The following is a 24,804-nucleotide window of genomic DNA, read 5'->3' on the forward strand; positions in this document are numbered from 1 at the left end:
GGCGCCGCTCGCGTTGCCCGGTCGGCCAGAAGTTTTGACGAGCGTGGCCGCGCTGAGCCCGGCTCCGCGGTCGTGTCGTGTCCCTGCAGTACAACATTCTATGAATTACATGATTTCTTTACGTTGGATATGAGTTGCTTAATCGCATAGTCTATTTATAGGTGCGTGCCCGCGAGTGGATACGCAAATTCGGCATTCTAAGGTACTTCTTCGTTGCGGAAGCTCTTCAGTGGCAAATTCATAGCGGTTGCATACCCTCTTTGAGGAGGGTATGAGTCGAGGACGTATTGACCGTGTTATCCGCAACGGGCGCTTCACCCCTTGTTTTTCGTCTTCCCTATGACTGCGGCCTGCGTCCGGATGATCAGGCGGGCCGCCGGCCGGGAGGGTTTCTGGCTAAGGCCATCCGCCGCCAAATCATTTTTGGATGGGGAGATTTTTATTCACGGACGGCTACTCGACGGCGCCTTTTCTGGAGTTTCATCGCTTATTCACCGCGTCGTCTTGTCGGATTTGCGCGAGGTAGAGGCGTTTATCGGCGGCCTGCTCGCTGAAACGCCGACTCGCAGCCCTCGCATTGCAACGCTGCGCCGTCGCCGATCCGGGCCGATTTTGGCGGAAGGCGTTTCGGTCAGCGCTGGCTAGTGTCTCGTCTACACGTAGGGATGCCCGTCGCCCAGCAAACTCGCATCCGATTCGGCGGAAGTAGGGGCGCAGGGGCCGGCGGTGCTCACAGGGTCAGAGGCGGAGGGAAGGCATGGATTTCGGGTTGTTGCCGCCGGAGATCAACTCCGGCAGGGTTTACTCAGGGCCTGGGTCGGCGCCGTTGCTGGCAGCTGCTGCTGCCTGGAATGGGTTGGCGGCCGAATTGCATTCGGCTGCAGCGTCTTACGGTTCGGCGATCTCGGAGTTGAGAACCACCTGGCGTGGGCCGTCGTCCGCAGCGATGGCCGCCGCCGCAGCACCCTACATCGAGTGGCTCGACGGCACCGCCGTGCAGGCCGAACAGACGGCCGGCCAAGCCACGGCGGCGGCGGCGGCCTATGAAGCCGTTTTCGCGGCCACTGTCCCGCCGCCGCTGATCGAGGCCAACCGGGCGCTGTTGGCGTCACTGATCGCGACCAACTTTCTGGGCCAGAACACTCCGGCGATCGCGGCCACGGAGGCCCAATACGCCGAGATGTGGGCCCAAGACGCCGCCGCGATGTATGCCTATGCCGGTTCCTCGGCGGCCGCGACCCGGCTGACCCCGTTCGGCGTACCACCGACGACCGCCGACGCCAATGCGGTGGCCGACCAGTCGGCCGCCGTCAGCTCCGCGCTACAGTCGTCGACGGCATCCGGCGTCGAATCTGCTCTGTCACAGTCGGTTTCGCAAGCTCCGGTAGCGGCGCAAACCCTCGCCGTGAACGCCAATGCGGTGACGGCTGCTGCAAGCCTGCCGCTGAGCCTGACGGACATAACCGGGATTCTGAAGACCTTCAACAGTGTCATGGGGGTTGTCTCCGGACCGTACACGCCGCTTGGCCTGGGGAACCTGATGAAGAACTGGTACCAGATCGCCATCAGCATTCCGAGTCTGGGTACCGGAATCCAAGGCATTGGTCCATTGCTTCACCCGAAACCGCTTCTCGGCGTTTTGGCGCCGCTGCTGCATAGCGATCTGCTGACCGGTTCGGGCGCGCTGTCGGGTGCCGGGACGGTTTCGGCGACGGCCGGCCGCGCCGGCCTGGTTGGGTCGTTGTCGGTCCCGGCGAACTGGGCCTCTGCGGTCCCGGCGGTCAGGACGCTTGCCGCCGAGCTGCCCGAGACCATGCTGGACGCCGCTCCCGCGATGGCCGTGAACGGTCAACAAGGCATGTTCGGCCCGACCGCCCTGTCCAGTTTGGCGGGACGCGCCGTCGGCGCGACCGCCACTCGCGCCGCCGTGGGGTCAACCGTTCGCGTGCCCGGCGCTGTGGCCGTCGACGACATCGCCACCACGTCCACCGTCATCGTGATACCACCGAACGCGAAATAAGGAAGGTGCGCAATGGTTTTCGGGGATTTCGCAGCGCTACCACCGGAGGTGATCTCCACCCAGATCTATACGGGCCCGGGCGCGGGGCCGTTGCTGGCCGCCGCGGCGGCGTGGGACGGGCTGGCCGCCGAATTGCACGCCACCGCAGCTTCGTACGCATCGGTGATTTCGGAGCTGAGTGGCGAGTCGTGGCAAGGCTCGTCATCGGAGTCCATGGCCGCCGCGGCCGCACCGTACGCGGCGTGGCTATCGACCACGGCGGGCCAGGCCGAGCAGAGCGCCGCCCAGGCCCGCGCCGCGGCCGGCGCGTACGAGGCCGCGTTGGCGGCCACCGTGCCGCCGGCGATCGTCGCGGCGAACCGCAGCCAATTGGCCGTACTGTTGCAGACCAACATCTTGGGGCAGAACGGCGCGGCGATCGCGGCCACCGAAGCCGAGTACGGCCAGATGTGGGCCCAAGATGTCGCTGCCATGTTCAGTTATGCCGGCGCGTCGGAGTCCGCTGGAGAGCTGACCCCGTTCGAGGAGGCACCAGCGACCACCAATGACACCGGTTCGGCGGCCCAGGCTGCCGCCGTCGCCGCCTCGGAGTCGCAGTCGTTGTCGTCGTGGCTCAAACAGATCGAGGACTACATCACCTCGCTCACGGGCCAATACACCAAGTTTTGGCAGAACTTGATCGGGGGGGCTACGGGGAGTACGGAGATAGCACCCTTCTGGGAGACGCTGTATTCGACCATTTCGCAATTCGGCACGCAAGCGACGTGGACCAACGTCGTCAATGCCAGTACGGGCCTGGGCGTCTCGCAGTGGAAGAACTTCTTCATCTATGCGCCGTGGAGCGCCGCGATGGCGAAAACGTCGCTGGGCGCCGGTCTGTCGTCTCCGGGGCATGTTGCCACCGCCGTCCCGGTCAAGGCCGTATCGGCGGCGGTGGGCAACGCGCCGACGGTGGGCAAGTTGTCGGTGCCCGCCAGCTGGGCAACGGCCACCCCGGCGACCGCGGTGGCCTCCACCGCGCTACCGGCCACCAGCGTGGCCGCGGCCGCTGCGGCGGAAATCCCCGCCGGTCTCATCAACGAGGCGACCCTGGGCAGTTTGGCGGGCGGCGCGCTGGGCAGCCCGGCGGCGCGGGTCGTCAGCTCGACCGGCATCGAGGCCCGTGCAATCACCGGTGAGCGCCGCAGGGGGCCGGTCAAGCTGGACCGCATCATTGCCCAACTTCAGGAGATGCCCGATCAAGTACAGCACTGGAACGTCGATGAGGCCGACCTCGATGACCTGGTCGCCAAGCTCAGAACAACACCCGGCGTACACGCCGTGCATGTGACCGAGGGCGAGGAGATCGGCGTCGGGCCGTCCGAATCGAAGCTGGGGTAGCGCAATGGTTTTCGCGCCGCTGCCACTCAGGATGACACACACCTCAACAGGGAAAACCGCCATCAACGGACGCATCGAAGGAGGATGCATGAAACTGCTGTTAGCGCTACTCGGTGTATTGCTGGCGATCGTTACCGCGGTGCCCGCGCACGCCATGCCAGGCGAGGATGAGGCGGCCGGCGACGACAACAACGAAGCCTTCATCGCCGACCTACACACGGTGGGCATCAGCTTTCAGGACCCGGGCCAAGCCGTGAGCGCCGGGAAAGCGGTCTGCGGCTTGCTCGCCCGGGGTGTATCCGGCCTGCAACTCCTCAACGATCTGCGGGACAACAACCCCGCACTGACCACCAACGGCGCCGCCCAGTTCGCGACGATATCAGCGAAGGCGTATTGCCCACGACAGCTCGACGCTTCCGCGGGACCTGGTGCCAAAAGCGGCTGAGCCGCAGAAGGCCAACCGCCGCAATATAATCCGCGACTACACGACAAGCATGATCACCCACAGCAATCTCCTTCACTCCTCCTCAGAGAAAAGCCTGATGTTGCAGCACAATTCGCCCGCCGCTGAGCTGGGGTTGGTGATGGATTTCGGTACGCTACCGCCGGAAAGTAATTCCGGGCGGATGCATTCGGGCCCCGGCGCCGGGTCAATGATGGACGCCGCCAAGGCTTGGGGTGTGCTGGGCACCCAGCTCAGTGACATGGCAGCGACCTGTCGGGCGGCGATCTCCTCGCTGGATTCGGAACAGGGAAGTGCCTCGGCCACGGCGATAAACCAAGCCTTCACGGGCTATATCGCGTGGCTCGACGCTACCGCTGCCCAGGCCCGGCAGACGGCAATCCAGGCCAAGGAGGCCGCGAGCGCCTACGGTTTGACGCTGGCGGCGGTGGTGGCGCCTCAGGTGATCAATGCCAACCGGCTGCAGCGGATCTCGCTGGCCGCGACGAACTGCCTAGGACAGAGCAGTGCGGCTATCGCGGAGGCCGAGGCTGACTACGAAAGGATGTGGGCTGAAGACGCCGCCGCCATGTATGCCTATGCCCGCGCCTCTGCCGGTATCTGGAAGCTGACAACGTTCAATTCGCCCCCGCCCTCCACCGGCCCCTGCGAGCTCGCGGGGGTCACTCCACCGGCGCGCAAGTGGCGTCTGACGGTGGCACCGGAGGTCATAGCGACTGGCTGTCAAGTGATCTCAACCATCTCCGAGGCGCTCGATGCGTTGTCCTCCTCCCCGCTGGCGACCTTCGACGCGTCCCTGTCGTCGATAACGGCGCCTCTGTCCAGGTTGAGTGCTTTGTCGGCGCCGCTGGACTTCGCACTCAACCACCTGAGTGCCCTCAACAAGGCCACCGCGTTGAAGAGGGCCGCGGCCATGTGGTCTCTGCGGCCCGGCGGGGGCCGCACGGATCAGGCGGCGCCACGTGCGAGCCTCGGTAGCGGGGCGGCGATCGGAGTTCTGTCGGTTCCGCAGGCGTGGATTCGATCGATGCCGCGCCCGACGTCGCCGAGTCCCCAAGCGGCTCCCGTTGATCGAAGCCAATGAGATCGCGACTCCGGCTGGTGACCACGCGAACGCCTCCTCGGCCGAGCCAACCGGTAGTTTGTTTGCCATTGCTGGTGGCGACTGGGGTTGGGGGGCTACGGTCAGGTGATGAAACGGCTTTCGAGTGTTGACGCGGCGTTTTGGTCTGCAGAAACTGCGGGCTGGCACATGCACGTGGGGGCGCTGGCGATTTGCGACCCGAAGGAATGCTCCGAGTACAGCTTTCAACGTCTCCGTCAATTATTGATCGAGCGCCTGCCTGAGCTCCCGCAGTTGCGGTGGCGGGTCACCGGCGCGCCGCTGGGACTGGACCGGCCGTGGTTCGTCGAAGACGAGGAGCTCGACGTGGACTTCCACGTCCGCCGCATCGGTGTGCCCGCACCGGGCGGCCGCCGCGAGCTGGAGGAGTTGGTAGGGCGGCTGATGTCCTACAAGCTGGATCGCTCCCGGCCGCTGTGGGAGATGTGGGTGATCGAGGGCGTCGAGGGCGGGCGGATCGCGACGCTGACCAAGATGCACCACGCCATCGTCGACGGGGTCTCGGGCGCCGGGCTCGGCGAAATTCTGCTGGACGTCACACCGGAACCCCGTGCGCCGCAACAGGAAACGGTGGGATCGCTGGTGGGCTTCCAGCTCCCGGGACTAGAACGGCGCGCCGTGGGCGCCCTGATCAACGTCGGCGTCAAGACGCCGTTCCGCATCGCGCGGCTGATGGAGCAGACCGTGCGCCAGCAGATCGCCACCCTGGGTGTGCGCAGCAGGCCGCCGCGCTACTTCGAGGCGCCCAAAACCCGTTTCAACGCACCGGTCTCGCCGCACCGGCGCGTCACCGGCTGCCGCGTCGAATTGGCCCGCGCCAAAGTCGTCAAGGACGCCTACGGCGTCAAGCTCAACGACGTCGTGCTCGCGCTGGTGGCCGGGGCGGTCCGCGACTATCTCCAGAAACGCGGTGAACTGCCGGCCAAACCGCTGATCGCGCAGATCCCCGTCTCCACCCGCACCGACGATGACAAGGACGACGTCGGCAACAAGGTCAGCTCGATGACGGTCTCGCTGGCCACCGATGTCGACGATCCGGGGGAGCGGCTGCGGGCCATTCACGAGAGCACCCAGAACGCCAAGCTGATGGCCAAGGCGTTGTCGGCGCATCAGATCATGGGTTTGACCGAGACCACGCCGCCGGGATTGTTGGGGCTGGCCGCGCGGGCCTACACGGCCAGCGGGCTGTCGCGAAACCTGGCTCCCATCAACCTGGTTGTCTCCAACGTGCCCGGCCCGCCGTTCCCGTTGTACATGGCCGGCGCCAAGCTGGATTCGCTGGTGCCGCTGGGGCCGCCGGTGATGGACGTCGCGCTGAACATCACCTGCTTCTCCTACACCGACTACCTGGACTTCGGTTTCGTGACGACGCCCGAGGTGGCCAACGACATCGACGACATGGCCGATCGGATCGAGCCGGCGTTGACCGACCTGGAGAAGGCCGCGGCGCGCGAGACCAGCTAGGCGTCAAGTGTCTTTGGGCGAGCGTCACGCTAGCGTGACCGCCGCAAGCGAGCGTCACGCTAGCGCGACACTCGCCGCGCCAAGGCGCCTCGTACCCGGCTGATGATTTCGGCGGGTCGATCCCCCACAACGACTCGAATGACAATCCAGCCCAAGCGCTCAAGGGTTTCACGCCGCCTGATATCCCACGTGTATTGTCGGCGATTTCGCCGGTGTTGCTCGCCGTCGTACTCGACAGCGACTTTTAGATCCTCCCAGCCCATATCGAGGTAGTAAGTTATGTCGCCGAACTCGTCGCTAACCGGGATCTGCGTTTGTGCTCTTGGCAAGCCCGCCCGTGTGAGCAAAAGTCGCAGCCACGTTTCCCTAGGCGATTGCGCGCCGGCATCCGCGAGCCCGATCGCGTTGCGCGCCGATTGAATTCCGCGTCTGCCCGGATACCGCTCGGCGAGCGACTGAGCCTCAGCCACCTTGCAGTCGGTCACGCGGAGCAGGTCGTCGATCGCGGCCACGGCGTCGTCAAGCGGATACCAGCATCCCAAGTCGACAGCGGTCCGGGCCGGCGTCGTCACGGGTACGCCGCTGATCAGACTTACTTCATCGTCTTCTATCCGGTCACTGTGGATTCGCAATCCCGGTGACGGGTTTCTGTTGGTATGCAGAAGGTCAAGCGGCGCGGTGGCGTCCACCCATTCGGCACCGTGGACAGCGGCAGCCGAGAGCCCCGCGACAATGCCTCGCCGACGCGACCACAGCCATACCGCGCGGGCGCGAACCAGTGGAGTCAACTCGGCGTCGGGGTTGACGTAGACATCGCGCAGCAACTTCATGTAGTGCGTGCGCAGAGCGCTCTTGACGACCTCTCCGTTCGCGACGGCCTCACTGCCGATGAATGGCTGCGCCATCGCGGCAGCGTCGCATAGTGGGCACCTATCGTCATGTCACCAGGGGCCGTCTATCCACAACCAGTCACGCCAGCGTGACGCACGCGCGCCTAGGCCGCGCTAGCGTGACGCTCGTTGCGGGTGAAGCCGGACGGTCCTAGTCGCGCTCGGGCGGATTCGTCGCGTACACCCACGACAGGAATCGCGCCACAGCCTCCGCGGACCGGTGCGCCCGCGGGGAACTGAAGATGTCGAAAGCGTGTTGGGCATGCGGTAATTCGGCGTAAGCGACCGGATTCTTGGATACCGCGCGCAGTTCCTCGACGAACTCTTCGGCCTCGCCGACCGGGATCAGCGAATCGTCGTGGCCGTGCAGGACGAAGAACGGCGGTGCGTCCGCGCGCAGCCGCCGGATCGGCGAGGCGTCGACGTAGATGTCGCGGTGGGTGGCGAATTTCTTTTTGACGACGAACTTTTGGAGCAGGTCCACGAATTCGCGCCGGCCCTCACCCTCGGTGGAGAACCAGTCGTAGCGCCCATACACCGGCACCGCGGCGACCACCGAGGTGTCGGCATCCTCGAACCCGGGCTGAAACTTCGGGTCGTTGGGCGTCAGGGCCGCCAGCGAACACAGGTGGCCGCCGGCGGATCCGCCGGTGATGGCCACGAAGTTCGGGTCCCCGCCGTAGCGGGAGATGTTCTCCTTGACCCAGGCCAGCGCGCGTTTGACGTCGACGATGTGGTCGGGCCAGGTGTGCCGGGGCGACACCCGGTAGCCGATCGACACGCATACCCAGCCGCGCGCGGCCAGGTGGCTCATCAGCGGATAGGCCTGGGGGCGGCGCATTCCGATCACCCAGGCGCCGCCCGGTACCTGCAGCAGCACGGGCGCCTTGCCGTCGCGCGGCAGGTCGTGGCGCCGCCAGATGTCTGCGAGGTTGGCGCGGCCGTGCGGACCGTACGACACCACGTTGGTCTTCTCGACATAGCGGCGGCGCGCCACGGTGTTGCCCAACGGCAGGGTGCGCCGCCCGCTGCGCATCGGGGTGCTCTCGGGCAGCTTGCTCAGCGCCTCTTCATAGTCGTCGCCCAGTTGGTCGCGCAGCCCCGCCTCCAGCACCGGGCCGGGAGTGGTGACGCCGCGATACTTGATCACGCCCAGCACGGCCCAGGACGCCGCCGTCAGGGCCAGGGCGGCCTTGCCGCGCCGCCCCGCGAAGTCGCCGCGGCGGCCCCGCCGCAGCGCGTCGAGCAGCGAGGCGGAGAAGTAGATGCCGGGTACCTCGGAGGCCGGCCAGCCGAACCAGAAGACCAGCACGGTGGTGTAGCCCTTGCGGGCCAGCGGGCGTAAACCGTTGGCGGCGTTGGCCAATTCGAGCGCGGCCCGGGCGAGCGGCCGGGGTTTCCTGATGGTGCGGGCCAGGCGCATCAGCCGGTCACCCGCGCTTGCAGCTCGGCGCGCAGGATCTTGCCGGTGCTGCTGCGGGGCAGCTCGTCCAGCACGGTGATCTCGCGGGGGATCTTGTAGTTGGCCAGGTTCTCCCGCACGTGCTGCTTGAGCGCCTCGGGTGCGGCGCCCGCGTCGAGGGCGGCGCCGGGCTCGAGCACCACGAAGGCCGCCAGCCGTTGCCCGTATTGTTCGTCGTCCACGCCGATCACCGATGCCTCCGCCACGTCGGGATGTGCCGCCAGGATCTTCTCCACCTCGATCGGGTAGACGTTCTCGCCGCCGGAGACGATCATCTCGTCGTCGCGGCCGACGACGAACAGCCGCCCCGCCTCGTCCAGATAGCCCAGGTCGCCCGACGACATGAAGCCGGCGTGAAAGTCCTTGGTACTGCCCGAGGTGTAGCCCTCGAACTGAGTGTTGTTGCGCACGTAGATGCTGCCGACCTCACCGGTGGGCAGTTCGTTGAATTCCGGGTCCAGGATCCGGATTTCGGTTCCCCCCGCGGGCCGGCCCGCGGTGTCGGGTGCCGCGCGCAGGTCCTGCGGGGTGGCCGTCGCGATCATGCCGGCCTCGGTGGCGTTGTAGTTGTTGTAGATCACGTCGCCGAACGCGTCCATGAACGCGATGACCACGTCGGGCCGCATCCGCGATCCCGATGCCGCGGCGAATCTCAGGGACCGGCCGCTGTAGCGGCGCCGCACCTCGGCGGGCAGCTCCATGATGCGGTCGAACATCACCGGCACCACGGCGAGCCCGGTGGCCTTGTGGCGGTCGATGAGGTCCAGCGTGGCCTCGGGATCGAACTTGCGCCGGGTGATCACCGTGCAAGCCATGGACGCGGCGAAGATCAACTGGGAGAAGCCCCAGGCATGGAACATCGGCGCGACGATCACGATGTTCTCCTCGGCCCGCCACGGCGTGCGGTCCAGAATCGCCTTGAGCGTGCCGATTCCGGCGTTGCCGCCGGTTTGGTTGGCGCCCTTGGGCGTTCCGGTGGTGCCGGAGGTGAGCAGGATCATCCGGCCCTTGCGGCCCGAGCGCTGGGGCTGTTGCCCGGTGTGGGCGGCGATCAGCTTCTCGACGGTGAGATCGTGTTGCGCGTCGGTCCAGGCCACGATGCGGGCGGCGTCCGGCTTGTCGGCCAGCGCGCGGTCCACCGTCGGGGTGAATTCCTCGTCGTACACCACGGCGTCGACGCCCTCGCGGTTGACCACCTCGGCCAGCGCGGGCCCGGCGAACGAGGTGTTGAGCAGCACGACGTCGGAGCCGATCCGGTTGACGGCCACCACCGCCTCGACGAAGCCGCGGTGATTGCGGCACATGATGCCCACGACCTTGGGCTGACCCGCCGGCAGCTGTTGCAGCGCGGCGCCGAACGCGTTGATCCGCTCGTCGAGCTCGCGCCAGGTCAGCGTGCCGCGTTCGTCGATCAGCCCGGGGCGATCCGGGCAGCGCTGCGCCGCGCTGGCGAAGCCGACCGTCATGCCCATGCCCTCGCGGCGCATGGCCGCGGCCATCTTGAGGTAGCGGTCGGGGCGCATCGGCGCGATCATGCCGGCGCGGCTCAGCGTGGTGACCAGGCCGAGGGTCTCGCTCAACGGATTCGGCATGGCTCAGCCCAGGATCGGGAAGCGACGCTTGGCGGCCAGCTCGGTCAGCGCGTCCTGCATCACCGACCGCACGTACTCGTCGACCTCGTCGACGTCCGGGTCGTCGCCGAACTGCTTGGCGATGTCGATGGGCTCCAGCACCTGGGTCACGATCTTGGTCGGCAGCGGCAGGTTCGGCGGGATGACCGCGCTCAGGCCGAACGGGAAGCCGAACGACAACGGAAGAATCGCGCTGCGCAGCAAGCGTTTAATGCCCAGCCGCTCGGCCAGCCAGGTGCCGCGGGTCAGGTAGAGCTGGGTCTCCTGGCCGCCGATGGACACCGCAGGCACGATCGGGACGCCGGCCTCGATCGCCGTGCGGATGTATCCCTTGCGGCCGTTGAAGTCGATGACGTTCTCCGACAGGGTCGGCCGGTAGGCGTCGTAGTCGCCGCCGGGGAACACGATCACCACGCCGCCGGACCGCAACGCCTCGGCCGCGTTCTCCCGGTTGGCCCGGATGTATCCGGTGCGCCGGAAGAAATCTCCGGTGGGGCCGGTCATCAGGATGTCGTGGCTCAGCGTGTAGACCGGCCGGTCGTAACCGAGTTTGTCGTAGAAGTGGACGCTGAAGATCGGGACGTCCATGGGGAACATGCCGCCGGAGTGGTTACCCACCACCAGCGCTCCGCCGGGCGGGAACGCGTCCAGGCCGTGTACCTCGGACCGGAAGTAGGTTTTCAGGACCGGGCGCATCACCGCCATCAGGCGCTGCGTCAAGCCGGGGTCGAATTTGCCGATGTCCCCGCCGCCGGGGTTGCCGTTGTCGGTCACGTTCCTCCCTTGACACTCGCACGAGGCCGCTCCGCCCGAGTCGAGTCCCTCGATGGTAGCGACCGGACCCTTGTTGCTGTTGGGGTGTTTCACCCTATTTCCTCCGGACATGTGGTGCGCCACGGTGGTGGGCGCTATTGTTACGGCGCCCTAAGCAATCCTCGAGTGCAGGAGACCCGATGGACGTAGCCGGTCTGTCACCTGAGCGCGGCGCGCGCTCAAGCGCCACACACAGATCGGCCGGCGCCCGGGACCGGCGCGGGCGCCGCTCCCACACCGCCGTGTCGCGCCCGGAAACCACTCGTGCGGGCCAAGGCGCGTCCCGGCCCGCACCGGCCGTTGAGCGGGCCGCCGATGCGCTCGCCTCGGAAGCTTCGGATAGCGCGGATCAACAGCAGGCCGACTACTTCGTCCGGCTGCTCGCCGGGCGGCGCGGCTTCATCGATCAGCGCATAGAGGAGTGTCAGCGCAAGATCGGCACCGCGGAAGCCAAGGGAGACCTCGACACGGTGGCGAACCTGCGCCGCCTGGTGCGCATCGCCGAGCAGGACCGGCGGACCCTGGACGCCATGCTCGACAAGCTGCGCCGGCGGTTTGTCCGCCGGGTAGCCCCAGGCTCGCGCTGAATCGCCCAGCGCCGCAGCGGTTTTCGTCATCCGAGCGGTGACGAGGTAGCCGCACAGGTCACTGGCATGCGCAAATCGACCCGTCCGCATCGTGGTGCCGATACATTCGATGGGCCAGCTGCTTTCTAGACAGGAAAGAGGCCGCCATGGGATTCATCGCTCCGGAACTTCCGGACGTCGATCACAAGAACTGGCCGACCCTGCCCCGGGCCACCCGACTGCAAGTGGTGACGCGACATTGGGCGGAGCACGGCTTCGGGACGCCGTACGCGGTGTACTTGCTGTACCTGCTCAAGATCCTGCTGTACATCGCGGTGCCCGCCGCCATCATCTCGCTCACCCCCGGCCTCGGCGGGCTGGGCCGCATCGGCGACTGGTGGACGCAACCCATCGTCTACCAGAAGGTCGTCATCTTCACGCTGCTGTTCGAGGTCACGGGCCTCGGCTGCGGATCCGGGCCACTGACGGGGCGGTTCATGCCACCGATCGGAGGCATCCTTTACTGGTTGCGGCCCAACACGATTCGCCTACCGGCCTGGCCCGGCAAGGTTCCGTTCACCAGTGGTGACAGCCGCACGGTCGTCGACGTCGCACTGTATGCCATCGTTCTGATCGGCGGGGTGTGGGCGCTGCTATCACCCGGTCACGACGGGCCGGTCACCGCCACCGGCGACGTCGGTCTGATCGAGCCCGTTCGGGTCATCCCGACGATCGTCGCCCTGACGCTGTTGGGACTGCGCGACAAGACGATCTTCCTGGCCGCCCGCGGCGAACACTATTGGCTGAAGCTGTTCGTGTTCTTCTTCCCGTTCACCGACCAGATCGCGGCCTTCAAGCTCATCATGCTCTGCTTGTGGTGGGGCGCAGCGACTTCCAAGCTCAACCACCACTTCCCTTACGTAGTTGCGGTGATGACGAGCAACAACGCGCTACTGCGGCCCAAGTTGTTCACCCCGATCAAGCACCTGCTCTACCGCGACCACGTCAACGACCTACGGCCCACCTGGTTGCCGAAGCTGATGGCTCATGTCGGTGGTACGACAGCCGAATTCATCGTTCCCACGGTTCTGGTGTTCGTCGCCGGCGATCAACCGTGGCGGTGGTTCCTGATCGGGTTCATGGTGGTCTTCCACCTCAACATCATTTCCAACCTCCCGATGGGAGTGCCGTTGGAGTGGAACGTGTTCTTCATCTTTTCGCTGTTCTACCTGTTCGGGCATTACGGCGGGATTCGTGCCACCGATCTTTCCTCGCCGCTGCTGCTGGCGCTCGTGGTGGTCGTGGTGGCCATCGTGGTTGCGGGAAACATGTTCCCCGAAAAGATTTCGTTCCTGCCGGCCATGCGCTACTACGCCGGCAACTGGGCCACCAGCCTGTGGTGCTTCCGGGCGGGCGCCGAGGAGAAGGTCGACGCCCAGGTTGTCAAAAGCTCCGCGCTCGTCGTCAATCAGCTGGCCCGGCTCTATGGACCGGAGACCGCCGAAGTCATGGCGGACAAGGTGGCGGCGTTCCGCGCGATGCATATTCACGGCCGGGCGCTCAATGGCCTGTTGCCGCGGGCGATAGGCAACGAGGCCGACTACAAGGTGCGCGAGGGCGAGGTCGTGGCCGGCCCCCTGGTCGGGTGGAACTTCGGCGAAGGCCATTTGCACAACGAGCAGCTGCTCGAGGCGGTACAGCGGCGCTGCAACTTCGAGGACGGCGAGCTTCGCGTGATCGTCCTCGAGGGTCAACCGATCCATATCCAAAAGCAGTGGTACCGCATCCTGGACGCCAAGACCGGATTGATCGAGGCGGGCTACGTCACCATCGAGGACATGGCGTCGCGTCAGCCGTGGCCCGAGCCGGGTGACGAATTTCCGGTTCACCTCACCACGCAACCCGTCGTGCACGGCGAGTCGTGACGAAGGCGGTCGTCGTCGGCGCCGGGCCCAACGGCCTGGCCGCGGCGATTCAGCTCGCCCGCCACGGTGTCGACGTGCAGGTGCTGGAGGCGCGCGACACCGTCGGCGGGGGAGCGCGCTCGGCCGAGCTGACGGTGCCCGGCGTGGTCCACGACGTCTGCTCGGCTGCGCATCCCATGGCGGTGGGTTCACCGTTCTGGGAGGAGATCGACCTGCCGCGCTACGGGCTGGTGTGGAAGTGGCCGGAGATCGACTGCGCGCATCCGCTCGACGACGGCACCGCGGGGTTGCTGTATCGGTCGATCGACCGAACGGTGGCCGAAATGGGCGCCGACGGACGGCGGTGGCGGCTCGCGGTGGGTGATCTCGCCGCCGGCTTCGACGAGCTATGCCAAGATCTGATGCGCCCGGTCCTGCATGTTCCACACCACCCCATCCGGCTTGCTGCCTTCGGGCCGCGCGCGGTGCTGCCGGCCACGGTGCTGGCTCGCGGGTTTCGCACCGAGCGGGTGCGCGCGCTATACGGCGGCCAGGCCGCGCACGCTTACACCCGGCTCGACCGGCCGCTGACGGCCGCAATGGCGCTGATGTTCATGGCCAGCGGGCACCACTACGGCTGGCCGGTGGCTGAGGGCGGATCGGGGTCGATCATCGCGGCGCTGGCAGCCGTCCTGGCCGAACACGGCACTGCGATCACCACCGGCGTCACCGTGACCCGCCCCAAAGACATTCCCGACGCCGACATCGTCATGCTCGACCTCACCCCGGCCGCGGCGCTGCGGCTCTACGGCGACGCCATGCCCGGCCGCATCAAGCGCTCCTACCGGCGCTACCGCCAGGGGTCCTCGGCCTTCAAGGTCGACTACGCCATCGAGGGCCACATTCCCTGGACCAATCCCAACTGCGGGCACGCCGGCACCGTGCACCTGGGCGGGACATTCGCCGAGATCGCACACAGCGAACGCGAGCGGTCGGAAGGACGGATGTACCGGCGTCCGTTTATCATCCTTGGGCAGCAGTACCTGGCCGACCCGTCGCGCTCGGCGGGCAATATCAACCCGATCTACGCCTACGCCCACGTGCCGTTCGGTTACACCGGCGATGCCACCGAGATCATCACCGACCAGATCGAGCGCTTCGCGCCCGGATTCCGCGACCGCGTCGTCGCCACCGTCACCAGCGGCACCGCCGATATGCAGGCCTACAACCCCAACTTCATCGGCGGCGACATCATCGGCGGCGCCAACGACGGGCTCCAGGTGATACTGCGGCCGCGCATCTCGGTCAACCCGTATGCGACCGGCGTGCCGGGCGTCTACCTGTGTTCGCAGTCCACGCCGCCGGGAGCCGGCATCCACGGCCTGTGTGGCTACCACGCCGCCGAGGCGGCGCTGCGCTGGTCCCGCGGACGGCGCCGATAGCTCGCGTCGCGTGTGGCCGACGTCACGGCCGTTGTACCAGCGCGGCAACGGCGGACGTCACTGATCTAGGCTGGCGAAGAGCGCAGATCAGCGGACACGGGAAAGAAAGACAGAGGAGAGACAAGTGACGGTCCGAGTAGGTATCAACGGCTTCGGTCGCATCGGGCGGAACTTCTACCGGGCCTTGCTGGCTCAACAGGAGCAAGGCACCGCCGACATCGAGGTGGTCGCGGTCAACGACCTCACCGACAACGCCAGCCTGGCGCACCTGCTGAAATTCGACTCCATCCTGGGCCGCCTGCCCCACGACGTCAGCCTCGAGGGTGACGACACCATCGTCGTCGGCAGCAAGAAGATCAAGGCGCTCGAGGTCAAGGAAGGCCCGGCGGCGCTGCCCTGGGGCGACCTGGGCGTCGACGTCGTCGTCGAGTCCACCGGCATCTTCACCAACGCCGCCAAGGCCAAGGGCCACCTGGACGCCGGCGCGAAGAAGGTGATCATCTCCGCGCCCGCCACCGACGAGGACATCACCATCGTGCTGGGCGTCAACGACGACAAGTACGACGGCAGCCAGAACATCATCTCGAACGCCTCGTGCACCACCAACTGCCTCGGCCCGATCGCCAAGGTGCTCAACGACGAGTTCGGCATCGTCAAGGGCCTGATGACCACCATCCACGCCTACACCCAGGACCAGAACCTCCAGGACGGGCCGCACAAGGACCTGCGCCGGGCCCGCGCCGCCGCGCTGAACATCGTGCCGACCTCCACCGGCGCCGCCAAGGCCATCGGCCTGGTGCTGCCGGAGCTGAAGGGCAAGCTGGACGGGTACGCGCTGCGGGTGCCGATCCCCACCGGCTCGGTCACCGACCTCACCGCCGAGCTGAAGAAGTCCGCCACCGCCGACGAGATCAACGCCGCGATGAAGGCCGCCGCCGAGGGGCCCATGAAGGGCATCCTGAAGTACTACGACGCGCCGATCGTGTCCAGCGACATCGTCACCGACCCGCACAGCTCGATCTTCGACTCCGGCCTGACCAAGGTGATCGACGACCAAGCCAAGGTGGTGTCCTGGTACGACAACGAATGGGGCTACTCCAACCGCCTCGTCGACCTGGTCGCCCTGGTCGGCAAGTCGCTGTAAACCGTGGCTGTCCACGATCTGAAAGACCTGCTCGCCGAAGGGGTTTCCGGACGCGGCGTGCTGGTGCGCTCCGATCTGAACGTGCCGCTCGATGACGGCAAGATCACCGACGCCGGCCGCATCACCGCCTCGGTGCCGACGCTGAAGGCGTTGGTCGATGCGGGCGCCAAGGTGGTGGTCACCGCGCACCTGGGGCGGCCCGAGGGCGGACCGGACCCGAAGCTGTCGCTGGCGCCGGTCGCCGCGGCGCTGTCCGAGCAGCTGGGCCGGCACGTGCAACTCGCCGGCGACGTGGTGGGCACCGACGCGCTGGCACGCGCCGAGGGCCTGACCGACGGCGACGTCCTGCTGCTGGAGAACATCCGCTTCGACCCCCGCGAAACCAGCAAGGACGACGGCGAACGGCTCGCGCTCGCCCGGCAGTTGGCCGAATTGGTCGGGCCGACAGGCGCTTTCGTCTCCGACGGCTTCGGCGTGGTGCACCGCAAGCAGGCCTCCGTGTACGACATCGCCACCCTGCTGCCGCACTACGCCGGCACCCTGGTGGCCGACGAGATCCAGGTGCTGGAGCAGCTGACCAGCTCCACCAAGCGCCCCTACGCGGTGGTCCTGGGTGGGTCGAAGGTGTCCGACAAGCTCGGCGTCATCGAGTCGCTGGCCACCAAGGCCGACAGCATCCTCATCGGCGGCGGGATGTGCTTCACCTTCCTTGCCGCCCAAGGCTTCTCGGTCGGTAAGTCGCTGCTGGAGACCGAGATGGTCGACACCTGCCGCAGGCTGCTGGACACCTACGTCGACGTGCTGCGGCTGCCGGTGGACATCGTGGTGGCCGACAAGTTCGCCGCCGACGCGACCCCGCAGACGGTCGCGGCCGACGCCATCCCGGACGACCTGATGGGCCTGGACATCGGACCCGGCTCGGTCAAGCGGTTCACCACGCTGCTGTCCAACGCCGAGACCGTCTTCTGGAACGGGCCGATGGGCGTGTTCGAGTTCCCGGCGTTCGCCGCGGGCACCAAGGGCGTCGCTGAGGCGATCGCCGCGGCCACCGGCAAGGGCGCTTTCAGCGTGGTGGGTGGCGGCGACTCCGCGGCCGCGGTGCGCGCGCTGGGCATCCCGGAGGGCGACTTCTCGCACATCTCCACCGGCGGCGGAGCGTCGCTGGAATACCTTGAGGGCAAGACGCTTCCGGGTATCGAGGTGTTGAGCCGACCCCAGCCCGACCACAACTAGGGAGGCCCAGAGTCGTGAGCCGCAAACCGCTGATCGCCGGCAACTGGAAGATGAACCTCAACCACTTCGAGGCCATCGCGCTGGTGCAAAAGATCGCGTTCGCGTTGCCGGACAAGTACTACGACAAGGTGGACGTCACGGTACTGCCGCCGTTCACGGATCTGCGCAGCGTGCAAACCCTGGTCGACGGCGACAAACTGCGGTTGACCTACGGCGGGCAGGACCTGTCCGAGCACGACTCGGGCGCCTACACCGGCGACATCAGCGGCGCCTTCCTGGCCAAGCTGGGTTGCACGTTCGTCGTCGTCGGGCACTCCGAGCGGCGGACCTACCACCACGAGGACGACGCGGTGGTGGCCGCCAAGGCCGCCGCGGCGCTCAAGCACGAACTGACCCCGATCGTCTGCATCGGCGAACACCTCGAGGTGCGCGAGGCGGGAAACCACGTCGGCCACTGTGAGGACCAGCTGCGCGGCTCGCTGGCCGGGCTGTCCGCCGAACAGATCGGCAAGGTCGTCATCGCCTACGAACCGGTGTGGGCCATCGGCACCGGGCGGGTGGCCAGCGCGGGCGACGCCCAAGAGGTGTGCGCGGCGATCCGCAAGCAGTTGGCGTCCCTCGCCTCGTCAGAGGTCGCCGACTCGGTGCGGGTGCTCTACGGCGGCTCGGTGAACGCGAAGAACATCGGCGAGCTGATCGCCCGCGACGACATCGACGGTGGTCTGGTGGGCGGCGCCTCCCTGGACGGCGAGCAGTTCGCCACGCTGGCGGCGATCGCCGCCGGTGGGCCGCTGCCCTGAGAACGACCCCGCCCCGGTAGGCTGGCCGTCATGCAGTTGGCTTTGCAGATCACCCTGGTCGTCACCAGCATCCTGGTGGTGCTGCTGGTGCTGCTGCACCGCGCCAAGGGTGGTGGCCTGTCCACGCTGTTCGGTGGCGGCGTGCAGTCCAGCCTGTCCGGTTCCACGGTGGTGGAAAAGAACCTGGACCGCCTGACGTACTTCATCACCGCCATCTGGCTGGTGTGCATCGTCGCAATGGCGCTGCTGATCAAATACCGCTGACCGCTGATCTGTCGACGGGCGGACGCTGACATCCGCATCGATACTGGGTCCCATGGTTGAGGCATCCGACGGCACGCTGGAACCGATCGGCGCCGTCCAGCGCACCCCGGTCGGTCGTGAGGCGACCGAGCCGATGCGGGCCGACATCAGGCTGCTGGGCGCCATCCTGGGCGACACCGTCCGCGAGCAGAACGGGCACGAGGTGTTCGACCTCGTCGAGCGCGCCCGGGTGGAATCGTTCCGGGTGCGCCGCTCCGAGATCGACCGCGCCCAGCTGGCGCGGATGTTCGACGGCATCGACATCCGCCAGGCGATCCCGGTCATCCGCGCGTTCAGCCACTTCGCCCTGCTCGCCAACGTCGCCGAAGACATCCACCGGGAACGCCGCCGGGCGATTCACGTCGCCGCCGGCGAGGCGCCGCAGGACAGCAGCCTGGCCGCGACCTACGCCAAACTCGACCGGGCGCAACTGGATTCGGCCACCGTCGCCGACGCGCTGAGGGGCGCCGTGGTGGCCCCGGTGATCACCGCGCACCCCACCGAGACCCGCCGGCGCACCGTCTTCGTCACCCAGCACCGGATCACCGAGCTGATGCGGCTGCACGCCGAGGGGCACCAGGAGACCGACGAGGGCCGCAACATCGAACTCGAGCTGCGCCGCCAGGTCCTCACGCTGTGGCAGACCGCGCTGATCCGGTTGTCCCGGCTGCAGATCACCGACGAGATCGAGGTGGGCCTGCGCTACTACGCCGCCGCGTTCTTCCGCGTGGTCCCGCAGGTCAACGCCGGGGTGCGCGACGCGCTGCGGACACGCTGGCCCGACGCCGACCTGTTGAACCAGCCGATCCTGCAGCCCGGGTCCTGGATCGGCGGTGACCGCGACGGCAATCCGAACGTCACGGCCGACGTGGTGCGCCAGGCCACCGGCAACGCCGCGTTCACTGCCCTGGCGCACTACCTGGCCGAACTGACCGCCCTGGAACAGGAGCTGTCGATGTCGGCGCGCCTCGTCGCCGTCACCCCCGAGCTGGCCGAGCTGGCCGAGGGTTGCGGGGAGAAGGCCCGCGCCGACGAGCCCTACCGGCGCGCGGTGCGGGTGATCCGCGCCCGGCTCACCGCGACGGGCGCCCAGATCCTGGACCGGCGACCGCAGCACGAGCTGGACCTGGGGTTGACGCCGTACGCCGCCCCGGCCGAGCTGCAGGCCGACCTGGACACCATCGACGCGTCGCTGCGTGCGCACGGCAGCGCACTGCTGGCCGACGACCGCCTGGCGCTGCTGCGAGAAGGCGTGCGGGTCTTCGGCTTTCACCTGTGCGGCCTGGACATGCGGCAAAACTCCGACGTGCACGAGGAAGTGGTCGCCGAGCTGCTGGCGTGGGCGGGGGTGCATCCGGATTACGGGTCGCTGCCCGAAGACGAGCGGGTCGAGCTGTTGGCCGCCGAGCTGGCCACCCGCCGGCCGCTGGTCGGCGACCGCGCGGAACTGTCCGAGCTGGCGCACACAGAGCTGGGCGTGGTGCGCGCGGCCGCGCACGCCATCGAGCGCTACGGACCGTCCGCCGTGCCCAATTACGTGATCTCCATGTGCCGTTCGGTCTCCGACGTCCTGGAGGCGGCGATCCTGCTCAAGGAGGCGGGCCTGATCGACGCGTCCGGGGATGCGCCGTACTGCCCGGTGGGCATCTCGCCGCTATTCGAGACCATCGACGATCTGCACAACGGCGCGACGATCCTGCACGCGATGCTCGAACTCCCGATCTACCGCGCGATGGTGGCCGCGCGCGACGACAGCCAGGAAGTGATGCTGGGCTATTCCGACTCCAACAAGGACGGCGGATATCTGGCCTCCAGCTGGGCGGTGTACCGGGCCGAGCTGGCCCTGGTCGAGGTGGCGCGCAAGACCGGAATCCGGTTGCGGCTCTTCCACGGTCGTGGCGGCACCGTCGGCCGTGGCGGCGGCCCGAGCTACGAAGCCATCCTGGCGCAGCCGCCCGGGGCGGTGAACGGCTCGCTGCGGCTCACCGAGCAGGGCGAGGTGATCGCCGCGAAGTACGCCGAACCGCAAGCGGCGCAACGCAACCTGGAGAGCCTGCTGGCCGCCACGCTGGAATCGACGCTGCTGGATGTGGAGGGATTGGGCGACGCCGCGGAGCCGGCGTATGCGGTGCTCGACGAGGTGGCGGTGCTGGCGCAGCGCGCCTATGCCGAATTGGTGCACAACACACCGGGTTTCGTCGACTACTTCATGGCCTCCACACCGGTCAGCGAGATCGGATCGCTGAACATCGGCAGCCGGCCCACCTCGCGCAAACCCACCCAGTCCATCTCGGACCTGCGCGCCATTCCGTGGGTGCTGGCGTGGAGTCAGTCGCGGGTCATGTTGCCCGGCTGGTACGGCACCGGGTCGGCGTTCGAGCAGTGGATCGGGGCGGGCCCGGAAAGCGAAAGCGAGCGGGTGGACATCCTGCACGACTTGTACCAGCGCTGGCCGTTTTTCCGCAGCGTGCTGTCGAATCTGGCTCAGGTGCTGGCCAAAAGCGACCTCGGCCTGGCGGCGCGCTACGCCGAACTGGTGGACGACGAGGAGTTGCGGCACCGGGTCTTCGACAAGATCGTCGACGAGCACCGGCGAACCATCGCGATGCACAAGCTCATCACCGGTCAGGACAACCTGCTGGCCGACAACCCGGCGCTGGCGCGTTCGGTGTTCAATCGCTTCCCGTACCTCGAGCCGCTGAATCACCTGCAGGTGGAGTTGCTCCGCCGCTACCGGTCCGGCGATGACGACGAATTGGTGCAGCGCGGCATTTTGCTGACGATGAACGGGCTGGCCAGCGCGCTGCGAAACAGCGGCTGATTACCCGCGATTCGGTCACCGGCTGGGCCCGCTCGCGAATACCCTGAGTCGACGCGACGTCGACCGAGGAGAGCAGTGAGCGGATCCGGACTACCCCTGTGGCTATTTCTGGTTTCTGTCGTCGCCGTGGCGATCGTGATCGCGGTGGGCTCCATCTGGTTGGGAAACCGCATCCTGCCGATGCGGCGCTACGGGAAGGAACCGAACCCGGCGATCGCCTCGTTCCTGACCGTCGTCGGGTTCATCTACGGCGTCCTGCTGGGCTTCACCGTGGTGGCCACCTGGGAACACTTCTCGTCCACCCAGGTCGTCGTGTCCGGCGAGGCGTCGGCGCTGACGACGATGTATCGGCAGACCGTCGCGATGCCCGAACCCGAGCGCAGCGAAGTGCAGGAGCTGTTGCGCAAGTATGCGGGCGCGGTGGCGGGCCCGGAGTGGAACAGGCAGCGCAACGACGGCGCGCGCGCCGCGATCACCCGGATGTATCGCACCGTCGGGCGCCAGCAGCCCAATGTCGCGGCCAAGCCGATCAATCAGCAATTCCTCAACCAGTTGAGCGTGCTGGCGTCCGACCGTAACGAGCGGATCGTGGGCACCAAGCCGCGGATACCCGCCCTGATGTGGGCGGGCCTGATCCTGGGTGGGGTTGTGCTGGTTGGGTTTACGGGTTTCCTGCGGATGGCGAGCACGGTCGGCCACGTCATCGTGTCGGGCACGGTGGCGGTTCTGCTGGGTGTGCTGCTGTGCGTCGTGTTCCAGCTCGACCACTCGTATGCGACCGATCAGCGCATCACGTCCGGGCCGTTCCAGCACGCGCTGGACATTTTCGACTCGGTCGACAACGACAGCCGTTATTTCCCGCGCTGAGCATTGACGTTGCGGCCCGCGGCATCGGCCTGGTTATGGTGGGGTTCGGGGGCTCGGCCGCACCGGCCGCATACGCAGTGGACGTCTATGCAACGGGGAGGTTGGCATTGAAGACCATCACATTCGGCAAGACGGGGCTCGAGGTTTCCCGGTTGGCGTTCGGTACCTGGGAGTTTTGTAGTGACTGGGGCCATGCCGACGAGGAGGCCGCGATCGCCATGATCCGCAGCGCCCGCGAGCTCGGCATCAATTTCTTCGACACCGCGCAGCAATACGGGTTCGGCGCGTCCGAACGCCTGCTGGGCAAGGCCCTTCGCGACGACCTGAAGAAATCCCGGGACGAGGTGGTGATCGCCACCAAGGGTGGCCTGCGTGCCACCGACAACGGCCTGGTTCGCGACGGCAGCCGGAAATGGCTGCGCGAAGGCGTGGAGTCCAGCCTGAACGCGCTGGGCATCGACCACATCGACGTCTACCTGGTGCACTGGCCCGACCCCAGCACCCCGGCCGCCGACACCGCCGGGGCGCTCGCAGAACTGGTGTCGGAAGGCAAGATTCGCCACGTTGGTGTGTCGAACTACGACACCGCGCAGGTGCGTGAGTTTTCCGAGACGCTGCCGGTGGAAGTGGTGCAGCCGCCCTACCACCTGTTCCGCCGCGATATCGAACACGAGCTGCTGCCGTACGCGCGCGAGCACGACATCGGGGTGATGGTGTACGGGCCGCTGGCGCACGGTCTGCTGACCGGCACGATGAAGGCCGACACCAGTTTCGCCGCCCAGGACTGGCGCGGCAAGAGCGACATTTTCAGCGGCGACGGCTACCTGCGCAACCTGGAAGTCGTTGCGCGCCTTGAGTCTTTGGCCGCCGGGCTGGGCGTGACGATCAGCCAGCTGGCGATCGCGCGGGTCATCGCGCAGCCCGGCGTGCACGTCGCCATCGTCGGGGCTCAGCACCTGCAATACCTGCAGGAAAGCTCGCGCGCGGCCGACGTCGTCCTGTCCGAAGGGGACCTGGTGGCCATCGATGAAATCCTGGGGGCGGCGACACCGGTCGGCGGTCCCTACCCCGAGATGCACCAGAAGGCGAGTTAGCTCAGCCCTTCAGCAGCTCGCCAACGTGCGCGGTGACCGAATCGGTGAGGCCCTGCAGGTCGTAACCGCCTTCGAGCACCGCCACCAACCGGCCGTCGCACAGCTTTTCGGCCGTCGTCATCAATTCCCTGGTGACCCAAGCGAAGTCGGCGGCCGTCATGGTCAGCGAGCCGAGCGGATCGCGTTCGTGGGCGTCGAAACCCGCGGACACGATGATCATCTCGGGCGAAAACGCCTGCAGCGCAGGCACTATCCGGTCCTGAAAGGCGGCGCGCAATTCGGCGCCGCCGTCACCGGCTGCCAGCGGCGAATTGAAGATGTTGCCGACGCCAGTTTCTCGCGCCGCGCCCGTCCCGGGAAACAGCGGCATCTGATGCGTGGACGCGTAGAGCACACTCGGGTCGGAGTAGAAGATCTGCTGGGTGCCGTTGCCGTGATGGACGTCGAAATCGACGATGGCGACCCGCGTCAGCCCGTGTTTGCGCTGTGCATGACGCGCGCCGATGCTGATGTTGTTGAACAGGCAGAAGCCCATGGCCCGCTCGGTCTCGGCGTGATGGCCCGGCGGGCGGCACGCGACGAACGCGTTCTGCGCGTCACCGGCCAGCACCCGGTCCACGGCCTGCAGCGTGGCGCCCACCCCGCGCAGCGCCGCCTCCCAGGTCGAGGGCTCCATCATGGTGTCGCCGGCGTCGAGGTAGACGTAACCGGCGTCGGGCCGCACGGCTTCCAGCGCGTCCACGTAGCGATTGGAGTGCACATAGCGCGTCGCGGCGAGGTCGGCCGGCTCCGCCTCCTCGCGCACCAGGGCGTCGAACTGCGGCCGGCTCAGCGCCGCCTCCACGGCGCGGTAGCGGTCCGGTCGCTCCGGATGGCCCGGAGCCGTCCGATGGGCGGCGAAGGCGGAGTGATGCAGCAGCAATGTGGCCATCGAGCGTCCCGCGGAGGTGGCTACTGAATGGTCCGGTTGCGCAGCCTGTCCACGAAGCCGCGCACCGCGTGCTCTGTGACCGTGAGTGGTGACATCACCGTCTCGCCCACCTTCACCATGTCGTCGATCCGCGCGACGATGGCTTCCACCGGCTCGACCAGCACGATCAGCCGCTTGGCCAGGTCGTCCAGGCTGGTCATGGTGCCGTCCAGGTGATCCAGGCCCGCCTCCAGGCGCTCCACCGTGGCGTTCAGGGCGGAAAGGGAACTGCTGAGCTCCTTCATGGTGGTGCTCAAACCATCGAGGACGTCTTCGACCTGCTCCACCGTCTTGTCGGCGTTCAACGCGGCCTGGGTGAGCGTCTTGATCCGGCTTCGCTCTTGCCCCCCGCGGACGGTTCTGTCTGCCATGTCCGTCATTATGACCCGGCGGGTGCGGGCGGGAGCCCGAAGG

The 24,804-nt window shown here is 67.2% G+C and carries 22 protein-coding genes; 16 read left to right on the plus strand and 6 right to left on the minus strand.

The genetic code is table 11. The features are described 5' to 3' along the window. Window positions 1-339 precede the first annotated feature (339 nt). The 6 genes from A5732_RS27395 (at window position 340) to A5732_RS21120 (ending at window position 6,450) form a co-directional block, all read left to right on the plus strand. Window positions 340-645 carry a hypothetical protein gene (locus A5732_RS27395; RefSeq protein ID WP_171975065.1) on the plus strand — a complete coding sequence of 102 codons (306 nt, stop codon included), beginning with the start codon at window positions 340-342 and terminating at the stop codon, window positions 643-645. Between the two features lie 112 nt (window positions 646-757). Then, on the plus strand, window positions 758-2,020 hold the full coding sequence (locus tag A5732_RS21100; RefSeq protein WP_076103200.1) for a PPE family protein: 1,263 nt from the start codon (window positions 758-760) through the stop codon (window positions 2,018-2,020). A 12-nt stretch (window positions 2,021-2,032) separates the two neighbouring features. Then, entirely contained in the window at window positions 2,033-3,400 is a 1,368-nt protein-coding gene (locus A5732_RS21105) for a PPE family protein (RefSeq protein ID WP_076103201.1), read from the plus strand. A gap of 88 nt (window positions 3,401-3,488) precedes the next feature. Next, a complete protein-coding gene (locus A5732_RS21110) occupies window positions 3,489-3,845 on the plus strand; it encodes a DUF732 domain-containing protein (protein WP_065074784.1) in 357 nt (118 codons plus the stop codon). Further along, window positions 3,829-4,947 (plus strand): PPE family protein, encoded by a 1,119-nt coding sequence (locus A5732_RS21115; protein ID WP_253189094.1) that lies wholly within the window; start codon window positions 3,829-3,831, stop codon window positions 4,945-4,947. The genes A5732_RS21110 and A5732_RS21115 overlap by 17 nt, the downstream gene beginning before the upstream one ends. Before the next feature lie 108 nt (window positions 4,948-5,055). Continuing rightward, window positions 5,056-6,450, plus strand: a complete 1,395-nt coding sequence (locus A5732_RS21120) for a WS/DGAT/MGAT family O-acyltransferase (protein ID WP_076053327.1) — start codon at window positions 5,056-5,058, stop codon at window positions 6,448-6,450. A gap of 59 nt (window positions 6,451-6,509) precedes the next feature. Here the strand turns inward: A5732_RS21120 and A5732_RS21125 are convergent, their stop codons facing one another. The 4 genes from A5732_RS21125 to A5732_RS21140 form a co-directional block, all read right to left on the minus strand. Beyond that, window positions 6,510-7,355 (minus strand): DUF559 domain-containing protein, encoded by an 846-nt coding sequence (locus tag A5732_RS21125; protein ID WP_076103202.1) that lies wholly within the window; start codon window positions 7,353-7,355, stop codon window positions 6,510-6,512. Window positions 7,356-7,491: 136 nt separating this feature from the next. Continuing rightward, the gene (locus A5732_RS21130) at window positions 7,492-8,763 is read right to left on the minus strand and encodes an alpha/beta hydrolase (protein ID WP_076053175.1); all 1,272 of its coding nucleotides are present in this window, start codon (window positions 8,761-8,763) and stop codon (window positions 7,492-7,494) included. Then, window positions 8,763-10,394, minus strand: coding sequence for an acyl-CoA ligase FadD12 (gene fadD12 / locus A5732_RS21135; protein ID WP_076103203.1), 1,632 nt, complete (start codon window positions 10,392-10,394; stop codon window positions 8,763-8,765). The genes A5732_RS21130 and fadD12 overlap by 1 nt, the downstream gene beginning before the upstream one ends. 3 nt (window positions 10,395-10,397) lie before the next feature. After that, entirely contained in the window at window positions 10,398-11,138 is a 741-nt protein-coding gene (locus A5732_RS21140; protein ID WP_231120104.1) for a lysophospholipid acyltransferase family protein, read from the minus strand. Window positions 11,139-11,386: 248 nt separating this feature from the next. Between A5732_RS21140 and A5732_RS21145 the strand changes: the two genes are divergently transcribed. The 10 genes from A5732_RS21145 to A5732_RS21190 all read left to right on the plus strand — a co-directional run bounded on the left by A5732_RS21145 (window position 11,387) and on the right by A5732_RS21190 (window position 23,420). Next, window positions 11,387-11,833, plus strand: a complete 447-nt coding sequence (locus tag A5732_RS21145) for a hypothetical protein (protein ID WP_076103204.1) — start codon at window positions 11,387-11,389, stop codon at window positions 11,831-11,833. Window positions 11,834-11,979: 146 nt separating this feature from the next. Next, entirely contained in the window at window positions 11,980-13,737 is a 1,758-nt protein-coding gene (locus A5732_RS21150) for a DUF3556 domain-containing protein (RefSeq protein WP_076053169.1), read from the plus strand. Further along, window positions 13,734-15,158, plus strand: coding sequence for a phytoene desaturase family protein (locus A5732_RS21155; RefSeq protein ID WP_076103205.1), 1,425 nt, complete (start codon window positions 13,734-13,736; stop codon window positions 15,156-15,158). Before A5732_RS21150 ends, A5732_RS21155 begins: the two co-directional genes overlap by 4 nt. A 124-nt stretch (window positions 15,159-15,282) precedes the next feature. Then, on the plus strand, window positions 15,283-16,302 hold the full coding sequence (gap, locus tag A5732_RS21160; protein WP_064950380.1) for a type I glyceraldehyde-3-phosphate dehydrogenase: 1,020 nt from the start codon (window positions 15,283-15,285) through the stop codon (window positions 16,300-16,302). Window positions 16,303-16,305: 3 nt separating this feature from the next. Next, a complete protein-coding gene (locus A5732_RS21165; protein WP_076053166.1) occupies window positions 16,306-17,535 on the plus strand; it encodes a phosphoglycerate kinase in 1,230 nt (409 codons plus the stop codon). A gap of 14 nt (window positions 17,536-17,549) precedes the next feature. Next, window positions 17,550-18,335, plus strand: a complete 786-nt coding sequence (gene tpiA, locus A5732_RS21170; protein WP_076053164.1) for a triose-phosphate isomerase — start codon at window positions 17,550-17,552, stop codon at window positions 18,333-18,335. 30 nt (window positions 18,336-18,365) lie between these two features. After that, window positions 18,366-18,599: a preprotein translocase subunit SecG gene (gene secG / locus A5732_RS21175; protein WP_064950377.1), complete on the plus strand. Its 234-nt coding sequence runs from the start codon at window positions 18,366-18,368 to the stop codon at window positions 18,597-18,599. Window positions 18,600-18,651: 52 nt separating this feature from the next. After that, window positions 18,652-21,459 carry a phosphoenolpyruvate carboxylase gene (ppc, locus tag A5732_RS21180; protein WP_076103206.1) on the plus strand — a complete coding sequence of 936 codons (2,808 nt, stop codon included), beginning with the start codon at window positions 18,652-18,654 and terminating at the stop codon, window positions 21,457-21,459. 75 nt (window positions 21,460-21,534) lie between these two features. Further along, a complete protein-coding gene (locus A5732_RS21185; RefSeq protein WP_076103207.1) occupies window positions 21,535-22,326 on the plus strand; it encodes a DUF4239 domain-containing protein in 792 nt (263 codons plus the stop codon). 107 nt (window positions 22,327-22,433) lie between these two features. Beyond that, window positions 22,434-23,420, plus strand: a complete 987-nt coding sequence (locus A5732_RS21190) for an aldo/keto reductase (RefSeq protein ID WP_076103263.1) — start codon at window positions 22,434-22,436, stop codon at window positions 23,418-23,420. A gap of 1 nt (window position 23,421) precedes the next feature. On the opposite strand, the gene A5732_RS21195 is transcribed toward A5732_RS21190, so the two are convergent. Next, the gene (locus tag A5732_RS21195) at window positions 23,422-24,351 is read right to left on the minus strand and encodes a histone deacetylase family protein (RefSeq protein ID WP_076103208.1); all 930 of its coding nucleotides are present in this window, start codon (window positions 24,349-24,351) and stop codon (window positions 23,422-23,424) included. Between the two features lie 20 nt (window positions 24,352-24,371). Further along, window positions 24,372-24,770 carry a hypothetical protein gene (locus A5732_RS21200; protein WP_064950373.1) on the minus strand — a complete coding sequence of 133 codons (399 nt, stop codon included), beginning with the start codon at window positions 24,768-24,770 and terminating at the stop codon, window positions 24,372-24,374. Between the last annotated feature and the right edge of the window lie 34 nt (window positions 24,771-24,804).

Source organism: Mycobacterium colombiense (assembly GCF_001953985.1).
Lineage (GTDB): Bacteria > Actinomycetota > Actinomycetes > Mycobacteriales > Mycobacteriaceae > Mycobacterium > Mycobacterium colombiense_B.